This window comes from Qipengyuania algicida, from assembly GCF_009828025.1.
GTDB classification, from domain to species: Bacteria; Pseudomonadota; Alphaproteobacteria; order Sphingomonadales; family Sphingomonadaceae; genus Qipengyuania; species Qipengyuania algicida.
Map to the genome: position 1 here is coordinate 292,719 of NZ_WTYA01000002.1, position 15,876 is coordinate 308,594.

15 protein-coding genes are annotated in these 15,876 nt (G+C 51.4%); all 15 read right to left on the reverse strand.

What is annotated here, in order from left to right:
- Nucleotides 1–2: 2 nt before the first annotated feature.
- The 15 genes from GRI58_RS03855 to GRI58_RS03925 all read right to left on the reverse strand — a co-directional run bounded on the left by GRI58_RS03855 (nt 3) and on the right by GRI58_RS03925 (nt 15,800).
- A complete protein-coding gene (locus GRI58_RS03855) occupies nt 3–2,207 on the reverse strand; it encodes a GumC family protein (protein ID WP_160752246.1) in 2,205 nt (734 codons plus the stop codon).
- Between the two features lie 4 nt (nt 2,208–2,211).
- Nucleotides 2,212–2,925: a polysaccharide biosynthesis/export family protein gene (locus GRI58_RS03860; RefSeq protein WP_160752247.1), complete on the reverse strand. Its 714-nt coding sequence runs from the start codon at nt 2,923–2,925 to the stop codon at nt 2,212–2,214.
- A 133-nt stretch (nt 2,926–3,058) separates the two neighbouring features.
- Nucleotides 3,059–3,550 carry a GNAT family N-acetyltransferase gene (locus tag GRI58_RS03865; protein WP_237452073.1) on the reverse strand — a complete coding sequence of 164 codons (492 nt, stop codon included), beginning with the start codon at nt 3,548–3,550 and terminating at the stop codon, nt 3,059–3,061.
- Between the two features lie 126 nt (nt 3,551–3,676).
- Complete coding sequence (locus GRI58_RS03870; RefSeq protein ID WP_160752249.1) at nt 3,677–4,786, reverse strand: aminotransferase class I/II-fold pyridoxal phosphate-dependent enzyme; 1,110 nt, start codon at nt 4,784–4,786, stop codon at nt 3,677–3,679.
- Complete coding sequence (locus GRI58_RS03875) at nt 4,767–5,168, reverse strand: sugar 3,4-ketoisomerase (protein ID WP_160752250.1); 402 nt, start codon at nt 5,166–5,168, stop codon at nt 4,767–4,769. The genes GRI58_RS03870 and GRI58_RS03875 overlap by 20 nt, the downstream gene beginning before the upstream one ends.
- Before the next feature lie 33 nt (nt 5,169–5,201).
- Entirely contained in the window at nt 5,202–5,684 is a 483-nt protein-coding gene (locus GRI58_RS15775) for an acyltransferase (protein ID WP_160752251.1), read from the reverse strand.
- A 5-nt stretch (nt 5,685–5,689) separates the two neighbouring features.
- Complete coding sequence (locus GRI58_RS03885) at nt 5,690–6,487, reverse strand: glycosyltransferase family A protein (RefSeq protein ID WP_160752252.1); 798 nt, start codon at nt 6,485–6,487, stop codon at nt 5,690–5,692.
- The gene (locus GRI58_RS03890) at nt 6,487–7,749 is read right to left on the reverse strand and encodes a hypothetical protein (protein WP_160752253.1); all 1,263 of its coding nucleotides are present in this window, start codon (nt 7,747–7,749) and stop codon (nt 6,487–6,489) included. Before GRI58_RS03890 ends, GRI58_RS03885 begins: the two co-directional genes overlap by 1 nt.
- 76 nt (nt 7,750–7,825) lie before the next feature.
- On the reverse strand, nt 7,826–8,863 hold the full coding sequence (locus GRI58_RS03895; RefSeq protein ID WP_160752254.1) for a glycosyltransferase family 4 protein: 1,038 nt from the start codon (nt 8,861–8,863) through the stop codon (nt 7,826–7,828).
- Nucleotides 8,864–9,588: 725 nt separating this feature from the next.
- Entirely contained in the window at nt 9,589–10,806 is a 1,218-nt protein-coding gene (locus GRI58_RS03900) for a lipopolysaccharide biosynthesis protein (protein WP_160752255.1), read from the reverse strand.
- A gap of 39 nt (nt 10,807–10,845) precedes the next feature.
- Nucleotides 10,846–11,727 carry a glucose-1-phosphate thymidylyltransferase RfbA gene (gene rfbA, locus GRI58_RS03905; RefSeq protein WP_160752256.1) on the reverse strand — a complete coding sequence of 294 codons (882 nt, stop codon included), beginning with the start codon at nt 11,725–11,727 and terminating at the stop codon, nt 10,846–10,848.
- Complete coding sequence (locus GRI58_RS03910) at nt 11,724–12,827, reverse strand: DegT/DnrJ/EryC1/StrS family aminotransferase (RefSeq protein ID WP_160752257.1); 1,104 nt, start codon at nt 12,825–12,827, stop codon at nt 11,724–11,726. Before GRI58_RS03910 ends, rfbA begins: the two co-directional genes overlap by 4 nt.
- Nucleotides 12,827–13,411 carry a DapH/DapD/GlmU-related protein gene (locus GRI58_RS03915; protein ID WP_160752258.1) on the reverse strand — a complete coding sequence of 195 codons (585 nt, stop codon included), beginning with the start codon at nt 13,409–13,411 and terminating at the stop codon, nt 12,827–12,829. The genes GRI58_RS03910 and GRI58_RS03915 overlap by 1 nt, the downstream gene beginning before the upstream one ends.
- Before the next feature lie 13 nt (nt 13,412–13,424).
- Nucleotides 13,425–14,495 (reverse strand): Gfo/Idh/MocA family protein, encoded by a 1,071-nt coding sequence (locus tag GRI58_RS03920; protein WP_272916320.1) that lies wholly within the window; start codon nt 14,493–14,495, stop codon nt 13,425–13,427.
- Between the two features lie 9 nt (nt 14,496–14,504).
- On the reverse strand, nt 14,505–15,800 hold the full coding sequence (locus GRI58_RS03925; RefSeq protein WP_160752259.1) for a nucleotide sugar dehydrogenase: 1,296 nt from the start codon (nt 15,798–15,800) through the stop codon (nt 14,505–14,507).
- Nucleotides 15,801–15,876 lie beyond the last annotated feature (76 nt).

A 15,876-nucleotide genomic window follows, 5' to 3' on the forward strand; every position in this document is an offset into this window, starting at 1 on the left:
GGCTAGGCTTCCTCCGCACGCTCGTCCGATCGTCCGTAGCTGTACCCGTAGTCATAACCATAGCCATAAGCGACTTTGCGTGCATCGAACTTGGTGAGCACACCGCCAAAGATATGCGCATTTCCGGCTTCCAATCTCGATATGGCCGTTTTGACCTGATTTACGCGGATTCCCCTTGATTCAACTACGTAGATGATTCCCTCTACGCGTGTGGCAATGAGTGGTGCATCAGCGAGCCCCATTACTGGAGGTGAATCAATCACCACATGATCATAGGTGTCGCGCAACCGAGTGAGTAAGTTCGATAGTCGTGATCCTGTCAACAACTCGGCCGCATTGGGAGGAATTGGACCTGCAGTCATGGCAAAGATGCCTAGGTCTGACATCTCAAAAGTTAAACTTGAAATATCCTCTTCGCCGGCAAGGAAATTGCTCAGCCCGCGTTCATGGCCAACCCCGCCCAACTGATGGACCGACGGTGAGCGCATATCGCCATCAATAAGTAAAACTTTCCGCCCACCTCTGGCCAGCGTTGTTGCCAAAGCAAGTGCCGTCGTAGATTTCCCCTCCGCGGGTCTCGTTGAGGTAACGGCTATGGCTCTTGGCACGCCGTGCTCTGTGGTGAATGCTAAGCTTGTTTGAACAGCGAGATAAGCCTCGACCAGATCTGACTTTCTATCTTGCAAAGCCTCTTTCGGGGTTTCGTGTTCGACTCTCGGGATCGATCCCAGAAGTGGCAGTCCAAGCCGTCGCTCGACCTCGGAGGGATCCGTGATGGTTTCATCCAGCTGCTCTAGTCCGAAAGCAAGAGCTGCACCGAGTACGGAGCCGAGGACAAGCGAGACGGCAATATTTAACAACAGCCTGGGGCTTGAAGGCTTGTCCGGCACCTGCGCTGTATCGACAATCGAAATATTGTTGACACCAACTCCGCCAGCAACTCCAATCTCCTTGAAACGCTGTAGCAATCCGTCATAGAGTGCTCGGTTGGTATCAACTTCTTGTTGGAAAATATTGTATTGAATGCTGCGTCGGCGTAAGTCGAGATAACTGCCCTTTAGACTATCGACTTTAGACTGCAGAACCCGCTCTCTTTTTTTGGCTTGCTGATAGTCCGATTCGAGAGATTGCGAGACTCGCGCTTCTTCGCGCGAAATTGACTTGTCAAGTTGGTCAATCTGCGATTTCAGAGCGACTGCCGCCGGATAGGTCGGCTCGAACTGCACCATCATCTGCTGATATTGAGCCGCCAATTCTGCCCGACGCTGGCGCAGATTATTTATTGCAAAGTTATTGAGCGCTTCAGTTGATGCACCTGAACCGCCAGCAAGGCGATAGCGGGCTTCAGCCTCGATCCGGTCTGCAGTTGCCTTGCTTAACGCGGCATTCAATGCTGCAAGGTCGTCAGAAACTATTGAACGTTCCTGCCCCGCCGCCCCGTTCTCTCCGGGCGTACCAGGAAGATTTATGATTTGCTCCTTGGAAGCGTACGCAACAAGCTGGCGCTGCGAGTCGTCAAGCTTCTGTTTGTAGTCGGCCAACTGCTGCTGAAGCACGTCTCGGCCATACGAAGTCGCCTGCACCTTGCGTTCGAGATTCACTTTGATGAAATTATCAGCCCAAGCATTCGCGACCTTCGCCGAAAACGGAGCGCTTGGACTTGTAAAATGAATATCGACTAATCGCGAAAGTCTGGTCGGGTCGACACTCAGATTTCTGAGCAATATTTCACCGGCCATCCGTCGACGATAAGCTCGTCCAGCCGCAGAATAACGACCATTCGTCAAGCGGAATGCATTGCCATTATCATCGTGATCAAACATGCCAAAAAAACTGGGATCGTCGACCAGACGCAATTCGGTGGCCACTCGTTCTGATAGGGAGCGCGATCGCAGAAGCCCGTACTGAGTTTGATAGAACTCCTGATCGGCGACACTTACGTCGCGTTGTACGCCCTGAAAGTTTGTGACCTGATCCCCGTCACGGGAAATTTCAATCGTGGAAGTTGCGGTGAATTTCGGCGTCATCAGCAGCGTGATGATCAAACTCAGCAACACTGCCGAAACAATTGCCCCCAAAATTACCCAGCGCCAACGCAGCGCAATACGAAGATAATCGCGAAGGGGAGAGACGGACTCAGCGGAATTCCTCGAGTCAGATCCAGCCTCGGGCATTCCCGACCCAATCTTAGATGAAAGTATGTTCATGGCCTCACAGTCGGAATAGCGCGATGATTGGCGACACCAATAGCGGCGATAGGGAAACGATATCCTTGAATCGACGCCTTGCTGGACTGTCCCCGACAACGATCACATCGTTGGCGAAAATTGGTGGGTCATCATACACGCCTCGCCTAATTGCATCGATATTGTAAAGCCCCGCGAAATGCTGGCCACGCACGCTTCGAAGAATTACGACGTCCTTGTCACGCGCAAACTCCGTGGTTCCCTTAGCCGAAGCAATCGCGCGCAGTAATGTCATCTGGTTGGTCACCGGATAAAGGCCGGGCTCGACGACTTGCCCGTCCACCGTGACAACCTGGCTGACAGAGCTCCGTATGTTCACGGTAACATCTGGATTTCGAACGAAACGGCCCGCAAGTCTCTTGCTAATCGAGCTTGACAGCTCTTCTGCGGTCTTGCCCCCGGCATCGACCGTACCGATTAGCGGCATGGATATCCTTCCGCTAGCATCTACCTGCATTTCTCTGCTAAGCTCTGGAACACCGAATACATCCACATAGATCGTATCCAACGGCCCGATCAGAGACACACGATCTGGTGCGACTAGATCGCTGCGGACGGGTGCAGGCAGTTCAGTTTGCGACTGCAATACAGTTAATCGACCCGTGGATTCGATTGGCGGACTTCCAGCGCACGCCGAAAGTGCAACGACCAACGCTATCGGAAAAAGACGTTTTAGCATAAAATCACAAGAAGCTCATCAATCAAGGTCCATCGAGGTTGATCAAGACCAGCGACGGCAAGGATAATGGCATGATCCTTCAAATGTAGGTCCGGCGAAACCCCATAGCCGCCGCGACCGAGTCCGCAAAGCTCTAATCCTCGTTATTCGCAACCAATTGTTTCTCCATGTAGAACTGAGACCCATGGAGCGCTCGGACCGCAAAGCCACGTGACCCATAGCGATTGATTGCGCCAATATTGTCGACATTTACATAAAGCCCCATACGATCCGCTCCAGCTTCTCTCGACTGAGACAATGCGGCATCCAGCAAATGCCCCCCGATGCCACGGCGGGGCCGGCAAACTGCGATAGAGAGCAGGAGATGATCTGCGGGCGGTGGGGCGTTCGATTTAGTCGAACGCGCCATTAGTCGACGTATCAGTTTGGAGGAGGCTTGCATGGGATGCTGGGCTGCGGCTCGAGAAATTGCGCCCCAGTTTTCTTTCTTGAATTTGGCAATTTTTTCAGCGATCCCGGTTCCGAATACTGCGAAGCCAACTATTTCGCCGCGCCGTTCGTCCGCAGATGCCTCAAATACAAGAGCTTCGGATCCGCCATCCAGAAACAATTCATAATAACGCATAAGCGCATTTGACGACAGCCGAGATGTGAAGTGCGATGTTGAATAGGCAGCGAGATGTACCGTAGCGATCGCCGCAAGGTCTTGCGTCACCGCGCGACGAATAGGCGCTTTCCGCTCCATCATTTATTATACAAGCTTCACAGCCTGAACGACTGCCTGGATCACATAGTCTACCTGATTATCACTCATCATCGGATCAATCGGCAGACTGAGGCTGTGATCAGCATAATTCTCGGCAATTTCGAGCGAACGCCCGCGGAAATCGCAATCACGATATGCAGCTTGACGATGCGGCGGAACTGGATAGTGAATCAATGTCTCGACTCCTGATTGCTGCAACAAAACTCGCAGCCGGTCACGTTCTGGATGCAAGATGCAGTAAAGGTGCCAAACCGGCTCAACCCCCTCGGCAACCGTAGGGACAACAATGTTCGGCACTGAAGCAAGACCCTCTTGATACCGACGAGCTATGGCACGGCGCCGCTCGTTCCAACCTTCCAGATATGGTAGTTTCACACGGAGAATTGCTGCCTGAACCGGGTCCATTCGGCTATTGTAGCCGCGCTCAAGATGGTGATAGCGAACGATAGAGCCGTAGTTGCGCAGCAAGCGCAGTTTCTCGGCAAGCGAAGCATCGTTAGTAGTAATCGCCCCCGCATCACCAAGCGCCCCCAGGTTTTTCCCTGGATAGAAGCTCCAGGTGCAAAGTTTCGAATGGCTTCCTATGCGTCTCCCAAGATATCTAGCGCCGTGAGCCTGTGCTGCATCCTCAATGACGTTCAACGAATAACGTTCGGCAATCGCTAGGATAGGATCGATAGCGGCAGGTTGTCCGTACAGGTGGACCGGGATAACCGCCCGAGTTTTGTCGGATATGGATTCCTCGATCCGTCTTGGATCGATATTCCAAGTTGCCGGATCAGGCTCGATCGGAATGCAAGTAGCACCACAGTGACTAACCGCCAGCCAAGTCGCGATGAAGGTATTTGACGGGACAAGCACTTCGTGACCGGCGCCGATTCCCAGCGCCACAATCGATAGCTGCAGCGCCTCAAGTCCATTTGCAACTGCTACGCAATATTCAGATTCGCAAAACTGCGCGTACTCACTTTCGAACGCCTCGACCTCCGGCCCGCCGATATATTGGCCAGACCGGAGCGACCGCAGAACTGCGGCCTCAACTTCAGATTGTATGCTTTCGTAGTTGCTACGAAGGTCAAGGAAGTTGACGTTCACTCTCGGCCACCGCTCTCTTAAACTTCAAATAGTCACGAAAATAATCCCGCTCGTCGTATGGATGCGAAGCGAGAACAAGAACAACTGCGTTGCTGGAGAAACAACGTAGGTCCCGCCATACCATTGGGCAAAGGTATAGGCCCTTTGTTGGATCATCTAGCGTATAGCTTTTCTGGCTATGGCCATCATCGATGACAAGCTCAACACTTCCCGCAACTGCAATGATCAGTTGCTCCAATTCTCTGTGTCCGTGTGCGCCGCGCTCAGCGTCAGTAGGAACGCCGTAAAGGTAGTAAACACGCGCAATGTCAAAGGGGATATGCCGTCGCGATTCAACGTATGTCAGGTCACCCCGACGGTCACCGATCTTGGGTAGCTCCATCAGCCTACAATCAGCAATCGCCAAGCTAGCCTCTCACAATTTTCGCACAAAAAGAGCTGGATTTCCGACAACGACTGTGTCTCCTGGCACATCGCGCGTTACAACAGCACCCGCCCCGACCATTGAACCTGCACCAATGGTAACGCCTGGCAAAATTGTCGCCCCCCCCCCAATTGAAGCGCCCGATTTCACTGTTGCACCTACCAACTCGCCGGAGCGGGCGCGACTACGAGGGAAAAGGTCATTTGTGAAAGTCACATTAGGACCGACAAAGACATCATTCTCTAGCGTAATGCCATCCCACAATTGAACTCCAGATTTGACTGTCACCCGGTCACCTATGACCGCCTTCCCTTCAACAAGGACATGCGAGCAAATATTGCAATCCTCGCCAATTCTCGCGCCAGAGATCACAACAACAAACTGCCATACCCTAGTGCGTGCGCCGATCGCACAGCCTGGCTGCACCTCAGCGAGTTCGTGAACACTAGCTGATCGGCTGATCTTCAGCGTCATTGCAATTACGATCGCACCAATCGCGACCAAACGAAGTCATGAACGAAATGAAGAGCAATAGCCGTCAAACGTCTCAGTGGAGAAACCAAATTTCGGTTTTTCGATAGTATTTGCATTTTCTGTTGAAATATCCTGCTGCGCTTCGAAGTCTTCATCGTGTTCGTTGCATGAGAGCGGTAATAAAGCAACGGCTCCGCAATTGCACAAAATTTTGTTGCCGCCGCACTGCGAATGACGAAATCCCAGTCCTCTTCGCGCAACGATTCGTCGAATCCCCCCAATTCGTCATACAAGTCTCGAGAAAACAGCATTGTTCCAGCAGGAACATGCTGCCTGAGGAACACTTGATTAAGAACGGAGCCTCGTCGCACGTGGTGAGGGAAAATTCGGCCGCCATCAAGCTGTGCCTCGTCCGAAAATGTGCGGGCTTGCGAAAAGCAGAAATGCGAGTGAGGATTTTTAGCAATTTCGGCCATCTGCAAGCGGAGTTTATCCGGACGCCACAAATCATCTGAACCCAGCAAGGCAATCCAATCGCCGCGAGCATGCTCTCGTATCGCTCGATTCAGAGTGCGGCAAACTCCCTGATTCTCCTGCTCAAAAAGCTCGAACGAGCCGCCTTTAGCCAAATTTCGTAGGAGATCTGCCGATCCGTCCGTCGATCCGTCGTCTATCACAACCAATTGAACGGGTGAATAGTCCTGCGCCAGCACGCTTTCAATCGAACGGGTGATGTAGTCCCGATGATTAAAACTCGGAATTACCGCGGTCACCAGCGACGAGACAGAGCGAAGATGCCCCATTAATCAGCACCGATCGCATCTTTGACAAGTAGTCGACCTGGCCTGACCGTAGCGAATACCAATATAAATAACAAACCCAAACCGCCCGTGAGAAATCCGACTAGTAAGTCGATTGAATTCACAAAGCTAAATATGGGCACGATGAAGGCAGCTCCAATAAAGCTATATCCGTATCGCCCCCCTAATATATCAACAACGTGAAGAGTTACGGCCAAAATGACTCCGTAGAACGCTATTCCGATAACTCCTGCATTCATGAAGCCATTAGCAATCCATCCGGTATTTGCGCCGATCTGTGCATCGCCAGTCATCAGGAAACCAATATAGTTGACTGAGGGCAAAGGGAGGTCCGACGCGTGTAAGCCAAACCCAAACCTACTTTCGGCCCAGTATTGTGGGCCAATTTCGGCAAATTCTCTAAAGAAGTAGTAGTGGATTTGAGCCGGAATGAAAACCAGACGGTTTGCAAACGAAGACCCAAGCAAATCTTCCCATCTTGTACCAACAGCAATCACGGTGAGAAAGGTAAGAAAAAGGAAAACGCCTATCAAATACAGGTGACCTGACCTGTGTGACAAGGAAATATAAATCATAATAACAAAAAATGGGTAAAATAACATTGCCTTGTGTGATGACAATCCGAAGAATAAAATTCCAGATATTACCGTCATGGCGATAATATAATATTTCTTCTCATGGAGCGCGCATGCAACAATGAGGCCTGAGAGAGGACCTGCCGCGAATGGCAGGAGATAATTGAGCGGAAATCTAAGCGACTCATTGAAGTCTTCGCGATAGTCATAAACGCTTGAAAGCGAAAAGTTCATCTTTCCGCCAACATGGAAAGCAAGAAACGCTAGGACAGCGAAAAGCATTGCCAACAATACAGCTATATTTATTTTCGCTTGGCGTGGCCTAGTATCGAGTGAAAAATCAACTGCATTTTTTTGCATGATCCAGCACAGAAACATGACGAACCAAACCCCGCCGAACATCAGAAACATAGCGTAACGATCGCTTCCCTGTATCGCAGACAGGACGGCTGCCGGGAGAAGTAGAAATATCGCCGAAAGCCAAGCGAATATGTGGCTCATGCGCCGAGGATCGGTTGGAAGCGAGAGGCCAAGGATAGCTATAACCCCGAATTCCACCCATCTATCAGGGCGCGGATCTATTCGAAAAGAGCCAAATGCATAGCGAGGAGCAACGATGTGGTCATAAAGAGTGCTGAGGACGCTATAAAGTGCTATCAGCGCAACCACGCTTATTAGCCGTGAGCGCGTTACCCACCCCAATAGTCCGGTTCGTGGCCGACTGTCGGCTCCAAAGCGATGCGCGTCAGCTCGCAAGAAGGTCATCATACACCTCGACTAGCCGCTCGCCTTCGCGATTCCAATTGTAGAGTTCACGCACGAGCCTGGCACCTTGCTGCCCCATGCGCTCAGCGCGCACACGATCTTCATGGAGTACCTGGATTGCGGCAGCAATCTGGGACGGTGAAGACGGGTCGACGAGAAGCCCTGCCTCACCGTCCTCAATAACGCTCTTCCATATCGGAAAGTTAGACCCAATGACCGCGAGCCCAGATGACATATACTCGAACAGCTTGTTCGGCTGAGAATTGACATGGTTTGGCGCCGGGAGGAGGGTAACGATTCCAGCGAAACATGATGCATAAATTTGACCGACCACCTTTCGGTCTACTTGGCCATGATAAGTGATATATCGCCAACTTGGATGAGATCGCACAGCTTCTTCAAATGCATCATTTGCAAAAGTACCAGCGATATGAACCGGGATGTCACGATCGATCAGCGCGACGGCATCCAGAAAAGGTAAAATTCCACGCGCAGGACTGAGCGCGCCGGCATAACAAACGCCAGTGCGATCAATTTCCTGTAAATTTGGAAATTTAAATTCGTCAGCAATAGGATAATTATTAATTGTTACGACACTATTGGCTCTACTTGAAAAGAATTTTTCAATATGGGGAGTAGCAGCAATCACAAGATCTATTTTTTCGACAACAAAGTCTTCAATTGCGCCGACACCATAGCTGACACTCTTTCGTAATATTTTTGGGATCCAATCCTTTTCTACTACATCCTCACGAAAGCACTCGTGCGAGTCGAAGACTACTTTGGCTCCTGTGAACTTCTTCAGCATTAAGCCACAGGGAAGTAGCTCGGGGTCGTGAAAGTGATATACTTGGGCATTTGCCTTCAAAGCCTCTCGATACACCCGATAGGTCTGGCCAATCATTCGCGTCGCACGGTTCTCTGGAGTTGGCAGATTGACGATTTGTATGTTTGTTCCCGACAAAATTTCCGGCGATTTGACACCCACAAGTGTCACATCGAAGCCAGCGCGGGACAATGTCGCACATTCCTTGCGAAATATGCGTATGTCGTTGACTCTGTGGACCGATGTAAGATGGCACACTTTACCGCGCGAAGCGCTTCGATTTACCTTCGATTTCATAGCAATCACCTAAAACGGCCCCGCAAAGACTACCCGGATGATTCCCACTATACATGAAGCAGTAATGCATTGAATATCGATAAAGGTCTTTGTCAAGCTCGTATTTATTTGAAAAAATGGATACCTGTAAATATTTTTATGCATCATACCGTCTCGTAGAGTACCATATTATTCCTGTTTATTTATTTGATGGTGAAAGGATGGAGTTTTAGATATACTTATTAGGGATTATAAACTAATTATAATAAGGTATTTGCCGACGATGGCGAGGGGGCACGGAAGAGATTGCATCAGTGGCATTGTTAATTTGTATCCAAGGGATTTCCGAATCAGTGAGAATGCAAAACCACGGCAGGGTGTAAATGAACATTGCACTTCTCAAATGGGGCAACTGTGGCTCGGTTGCGGAACGCTCATGAAAGCGCCCGAACGTCTGCAGCTCCCGACCGTAAGCTGCAAAGACACCCATACCAACTACGCGAGTCTCACGCAGGCGCCATATAGGAGCAGGCTAGCTGACGCCCCAGACTACCGAAGCAACTGATCATTCGCCGTTCCGCGGAACTAGTTTGAGGGAAGCGCCAACTGCGCCACAGATATTGTGTCGCTATCTTTAAGATCTAAATTTTTGGCCTTTCATTTGCGTTGCTCGCAGCCCAACTCGATAGAGTCAAGTACGCCGCATACATAAAGAAACATCCAATACCAAAAATAAGTAGCAAATCATCGAGATTCAGAAGCCTTGCACCAATTTCGAGCGTAACAACAGTATAAACGAAGTAGGCTAATTGCCATGCGCCAAGAGTTCCGATGCGATTGGTGAGGACCAGAATGAACGAAACCGGACTCGCTATGACACGCCAGAGCACAGGAAGCAGCACGAGAACAAGAAATGTTCCATCGGTTCTCCATCCCGGCCCCACCAATGAACGTAGAATCGGGTGTCCAACGGTTGCCGTAGCTGCCATGGTCATGGCAGCCAGAACCGTCATCGCCGCGACAAAACGCCAGAACAGCGGCGTCACCGATGAGCCAGCACGCAAGCGATCGCCAGCGTGCTTAATGAAAGTCTGCCCTCCTGCGGTCGCAACCAAGATTAGAGGAGCACCAAGTAGGCGTTGCACTTGTGCGTAGTCGCCCGCTGAACGGGCGCCATAGGCAGTTGCGATCGCAAGCAATGGCAGTGCGAGCGCAAGAACATTTAGAAGAGCCATGGGTGTGGATATAACCGGGTATTGCCACATCCGAATAAGCGCACCAGCACTTTCGCGCCAACCACGACGCAGAGTAATTCCACGAAGAGCAGTCAAACCGAAGCCCGCCGATACCGCCGCACCGATCGCCATGGAGATCACAAGATTGTGAACCGCCAATAATGCTGCCAGCGCAAAGACCAAAGGCTGTACTACCTTGATGGTTGCAAACAGCCAGAACATGCCTAGCCTCGTGCAGAGCCCCGAAGCAATGAAAATTAATCCTTGAAAGAGCCCGATTGCTCCAATCATCGGCAAGTCTGATGCGGAAAATGGGATATTGACGCTCAAAGGAGTTTTCAGCGCCACCCAAAGTATCGCAATTGCCAACGGGACGACCAGAAAGGGCAGCACCACACAGGCACGCGCAAATACCGCCACATCGACATCGTCCGCACCACCAAGTGCAAGATCCATTCGCAGTGCAGCAATAGTCCCCACGATACCGGCAACAGCGTAAATTACCGAATAGGTGCCAAATTCCGCAGAACCGTAGGCTCGCGCTAGAAGTGGCATCGACACTAGCAGGATAAATTGACCTGCGCCTATCCCAAACATCGACAAAAAGAGATCGCGCCTGATCATGCGGTAGATTACGCGTAGCCACTCAGGGACACGTGCACGTCACCTTGGTTCATGCGCCAATTCGAGCAGATACTGCCCATATGAACTGTTCTTCATAGCCCGCCCAGAGGCCAACAGTACATTGCGCTCAAGCCAGCCACGCCGGAATGCAATTTCCTCCAAGCATGCGATCTTCAAACCCTGCCGAGTTTCAACTGTCTGCACGAAGTGTGATGCCTCCAGAAGGCTTTCGTGGGTGCCCGTATCTAACCAGGCGAAGCCTCGTCCAAGCAATTCAACCTTAAGATCACCACGCTCAAGATAAGCTTGATTAACACTCGTAATTTCAAGCTCGCCCCGCCCGGACGGCTTGACCGCCTTCGCGATCTCAACCACATCATTATCATAGAAGTAAAGACCAGTTACCGCAAACTGCGATCGCGGCTCTTGGGGCTTTTCCTCGATTGACATGACGCGCATCGATTTGTCAAATTCGACCACACCAAATCTTTCGGGATCGGTCACTCGGTATCCGAATATCGTTGAACCCTTGTCGCGTGCATCTGCACCCTTGAGCAATTCCGTGAGCCCCTGACCAAAAAATAGATTGTCGCCGAGGATCAGGCAAACTGGGTCTTGACCGATAAACTCTTCGCCCAAAATGAATGCTTGAGCCAAGCCATCGGGGCGCGCCTGAATAGCGTACTCGATACAAATCCCGTAATCACGACCGTCTCCAAAAACGCGCCGGAAAATTTCAAGATCTTCCGGTGTAGTAATGATCAGAATTTCGCGTATGCCTGCAAGCATAAGGACGGAGAGAGGATAATAGATCAGCGGTTTGTCATAGACGGTCAGCAGCTGCTTTGAGACACCCTTGGTCGCCGGGAACAGCCTAGTACCGGAACCACCCGCCAAAATTATGCCTTTGCGTCGCGTCATTCACCTACTTCCTCTATTGCGATACTCAGAGCATCTATGACACGGTTCTGATCTTCCCTGCTTAGATCCGCGCCCATCGGCAAGCTCATCACCATACTCGCAACTTCTTCACTGTTCGGAACCCATGCATGGGGGTCGCATTTTTCGTAGGCTGGCTGCCTATGAAGTGGCCGGGGATAGTGAACCGCAGTGGGAACTCCCATCGCCTGCAGCTTTTCCCGAACGCGATCCCGGTGTTTGATGAAAACGGTATATTGCCCCCAAACACATGTTCGATCGGAGCGAACCGTTACTGGACTCACACCGATGCCTGACAGTCGTTCGCTGTAATACTGTCCGAGAAATTGCCTACGCTCGATTTCCCAATCGAAACGTTCCAACTTTGCAAGCACAACCGCACACTGCAGTGTGTCCATTCGCCCGCCTACGCCAACCCGGGTGTGATAGTAGCGATCCGACTGTCCATGAGTACGAATCTCACGCATTGCGTGCGCAAGATCGGGGTCGTCAGTGAATATCGCGCCGCCATCGCCATAACATCCCAGAGGTTTGCTTGGGAAAAAGCTCGTGCAGCCCACAAGCGAGGTGGCACAGCTCCTCCGGCCACGATACAACGCTCCGAAACTTTGAGCGCCGTCTTCGATTACGGGAATACCGAGAGGCTGCGCAACGGCAGCGACCTCATCCATATTCGCAATCTGGCCATAGAGACTAACAGGTACAATCGCCTTGGTTTTTGGGCCAATTCGCCGAGCGATCTGATCGGGATCGATATTGCAGGTGTCAGACTCAACATCGACGAAGATTGGGCGCGCCCCCAACAGAACGATCACTTCTGCGGTCGCCACGAATGTGAAAGGCGTCGTAATGACTTCATCACCGGGACCAATGCCTAGTGCCATGAGCGAGATAAGAAGTGCCTCAGTCCCGCTCGCAACCGTAATACAGTGATTGGCGCCGGTGAAATTTGCTAGCCTGCCTTCAAGTTCTACAACTTCTGGCCCCATAATATACTGACCATGGGCGAGTACTTGGTCGATCCTGCTGTGGATAGACGTTCTTAGGGCGTCATACTGGCTGTGCAGATCGATGAAACGCATCAAGAGGGATCCTCCACAATTCGGCCACCATTAAGGCGATAGGCTTCACCGGTTGCAGGGCAACGCGCCAATGCACATCCGTCAAGCGGGAGATCAAGCCGTTCACCAAATCGGCTCATCCAACCGATTTGTCGCGCCGGCACCCCAACAACAAGGGCGTAAGGTACGACATCTGTCGTTACGACCGCGCCTGCTCCAACGAAAGCATAGCGACCAATTGTTGTCCCACAAACGATGGTGCAGTTTGCACCCAATGTCGCCCCTCGTTCAACCAATGTCGTACGATATTCCGTCTTGCGACTGACTTCTGAGCGCGGATTGTAAACGTTGGTGAAAACCATTGACGGCCCACAAAATACGTCGTCCTCAAGCGTTACGGCGTCATAGACACTAACGTTGTTCTGGATCCGAACTCGATTTCCAATCATCACGTTATTGGCTACAAAAACACCTTGGCCGAGCGAAGAGTCGGTGCCGATGCGAGCTCCACTGCACACATGCGTCCAATGCCAGACGCGCGTGCCTCGGCCGATCGTCGCGCCAGGGTCAACAACTGCTGTTGGGTGAATCAGTTCTTCTGGCATCACAATGATCGGATCATCGCTCTAGTGGCAGGGAAACGGTCACACCGTCTCTTGCGCTACGGTAGGCGGCCACGAGCAGCTCTAGCGACTTGAGCCCTTCTCTTCCATCAGTATGGGGCAAGTCTTTGCCACGCAAAGTATCGACAACATTCTGATAATAGAGAGGATGGCCAAAGCCATATACCGAAGTAGTTGCGTAAGAAGCATTTTGAACTTGCTCATCATAGTCACGTTCGTCAGCAAACGCCCAGTGCTGCACGTCGTTTACCGCAAGTCCGCCTACGCGCACCGTGCCTGTCTCGCCCACTACTGTAATGCTTCCCTCCAAGTTCTTTGGATAGGTCAACATGGTCACGGCCATGGAACCCAGCGCTCCACTGCGCCAGTGCACATTTAGGACGCCAGTGTCCTCGGATTCGATCTTTCGAGTTGTCGACATCATAGCCTGAACCTTGTCAACTGGCCCAAAGAGCCATTCGAACAGGTCCACGTAGTGGCTAGCCTGATTCATGAAGGCACCACCATCAAATTCCCAGGTGCCGCGCCAGTCCGCTTGATCATAGTAAGCCTGGTCCCTCGCCCATAAGACATTAACATGGACCAAGTGAATTCGGCCAAATCGCCCATCATCAATTGCCCTTTTAAGCAATTGCAAGGTCGCGTTGCGGCGGTTCTGTTTGACGACGAAAAGGTATACTCCCGCTCGGTCGCAAGCGCCAACCATATTCAAGCCATCTCGCCAACGAGTGGCCATTGGTTTTTCGGTCACCACATGCGCGCCATGGCGCGCTACAGCAATCGTATGGGCAGGATGCAAACCACTAGGTGTACACAGCGAAACCACGTCAGGCTTGCATTGCTCGAGCATAAGCTCAAGATCGGTGAAAGCGATACAGCCATACTTGTCGGCCGCCTCTTGCGCCAGATCCTGCATCACGTCGCAGACAGCGACGATTTCGAAATCCTCCGGATAAGCCTCGATCGCTCCGAAATGATTTTTGGAAATACGCCCGCAGCCGATCACAGCGATACGGATCTTGCGTCCGACAATCGCAAGTGGCCTTCCATTCATTCCAGTCAGCATTGCTGCCCCTCAAAGTCTAAATACATTGAAGCCCGCCTCGGCCAACAAGTGCCTGTTATAAAGCGATTTTACGTCGGCCAAAACTGCACCATCCCCGGGACATATCTCCCTCAATTGTGAAGGTGACATGCTGCGATATTCATTGTGCCCGACAGCGACGACAAGCGCGTCCACCGGCTCGGCTGCGCTGATGCTGCCTAACCGAAGGCCGGTCTCACGGTAAAGCTCATCCGAATCACACCACGGGTCAACGACTACCGTTTCTACGTTCCAGCGATGCAGCTCGGCAATCAGATCGACTACCTTACTGTTCCTAATATCCGGGCAATTCTCTTTGAAAGTAACTCCAAGGATCCCAACTCGATTACCTAGTATCGGCTGCTTATGAGACAACATCATCTGCACAACCTTACGCGCTACATAGCGCGCCATATTGTCGTTGATGCGGCGACCTGCGAGAATGACTTGCGGATGGTAACCCATTTCCTCAGCTTTATGCGTGAGGTAGTATGGATCAACCCCGATACAATGCCCGCCAACCATACCAGGACGATAAGGAAGGAAATTCCACTTACTGCCAGCCGCCTCGAGGACCTCAATCGTATCAATTCCGAGACGTTCGAATATGACAGACAACTCATTTACGAATGCAATATTCAAGTCTCGCTGGGCATTCTCGATGACCTTTGCAGCCTCCGCCACGCGAATTGCAGAAGCTGGGTAGGTCCCTGCTAATATTATTGAAGAATAAAGATTATCAATTATTTTGGCGACTTCAGGTGTCGATCCGCTCGTTATCTTTTTAATCCTGGTCAGAGTATTAATCTTGTCTCCAGGGTTGACTCTTTCCGGGCTATATCCACAAAAAAAATCTTTATTGTATTGAAGACCCGAGATTGCCTCAAGGACAGGGACACATTGTTCTTCAGTACACCCGGGATAGACCGTGGATTCATAAATCACGATATCGCCAGCCTTGAGTACGCTTGCGACCGTTTCGGTAGCCTTTAATAGCGGCCTAAGGTCAGGTCGATTAGCACCATCAATCGGCGTCGGAACGGTCACTATCAAGATTGAGCATTGCTCAAGGTCAGCAGCATCTGCAGAAAAGCTCAAAAAGCGGGCGCCCGCAAGAGATGCGCCCGCAACTTCTCGCGTCACGTCGTAACCGCTTTCAAGCTGAGCAACACGCTCGCGATTTGTGTCGAAACCGACAACTTCCCGGCTTCTTCCAAACTCTACCGCGAGTGGTAGTCCGACATACCCCAAGCCAACGACACCGACCCTCGCATCCTCAAGCGTCACAACCGCGCCCTCCAAATATCCGCAATACATTGCCTCGACCCGCGATCGCTTCGAGAGCAAACTACTGACCTTATAA

Bases quoted from the DNA above. Each gene is read 5' to 3' on its own strand.
- GRI58_RS03855 (WP_160752246.1), bottom strand. From the start codon at position 2,207: ATGAACATACTTTCATCTAAGATTGGGTCGGGAATGCCCGAGGCTGGA.
- GRI58_RS03860 (WP_160752247.1), bottom strand. From the start codon at position 2,925: ATGCTAAAACGTCTTTTTCCGATAGCGTTGGTCGTTGCACTTTCGGCG.
- GRI58_RS03865 (WP_237452073.1), bottom strand. From the start codon at position 3,550: ATGCGTTATTATGAATTGTTTCTGGATGGCGGATCCGAAGCTCTTGTA.
- GRI58_RS03875 (WP_160752250.1), bottom strand. From the start codon at position 5,168: ATGGAGCTACCCAAGATCGGTGACCGTCGGGGTGACCTGACATACGTT.
- GRI58_RS15775 (WP_160752251.1), bottom strand. From the start codon at position 5,684: ATGACGCTGAAGATCAGCCGATCAGCTAGTGTTCACGAACTCGCTGAG.
- GRI58_RS03885 (WP_160752252.1), bottom strand. From the start codon at position 6,487: ATGGGGCATCTTCGCTCTGTCTCGTCGCTGGTGACCGCGGTAATTCCG.
- GRI58_RS03900 (WP_160752255.1), bottom strand. From the start codon at position 10,806: ATGATCAGGCGCGATCTCTTTTTGTCGATGTTTGGGATAGGCGCAGGT.
- rfbA (WP_160752256.1), bottom strand. From the start codon at position 11,727: ATGACGCGACGCAAAGGCATAATTTTGGCGGGTGGTTCCGGTACTAGG.
- GRI58_RS03910 (WP_160752257.1), bottom strand. From the start codon at position 12,827: ATGCGTTTCATCGATCTGCACAGCCAGTATGACGCCCTAAGAACGTCT.
- GRI58_RS03915 (WP_160752258.1), bottom strand. From the start codon at position 13,411: ATGCCAGAAGAACTGATTCACCCAACAGCAGTTGTTGACCCTGGCGCG.
- GRI58_RS03920 (WP_272916320.1), bottom strand. From the start codon at position 14,495: ATGCTGACTGGAATGAATGGAAGGCCACTTGCGATTGTCGGACGCAAG.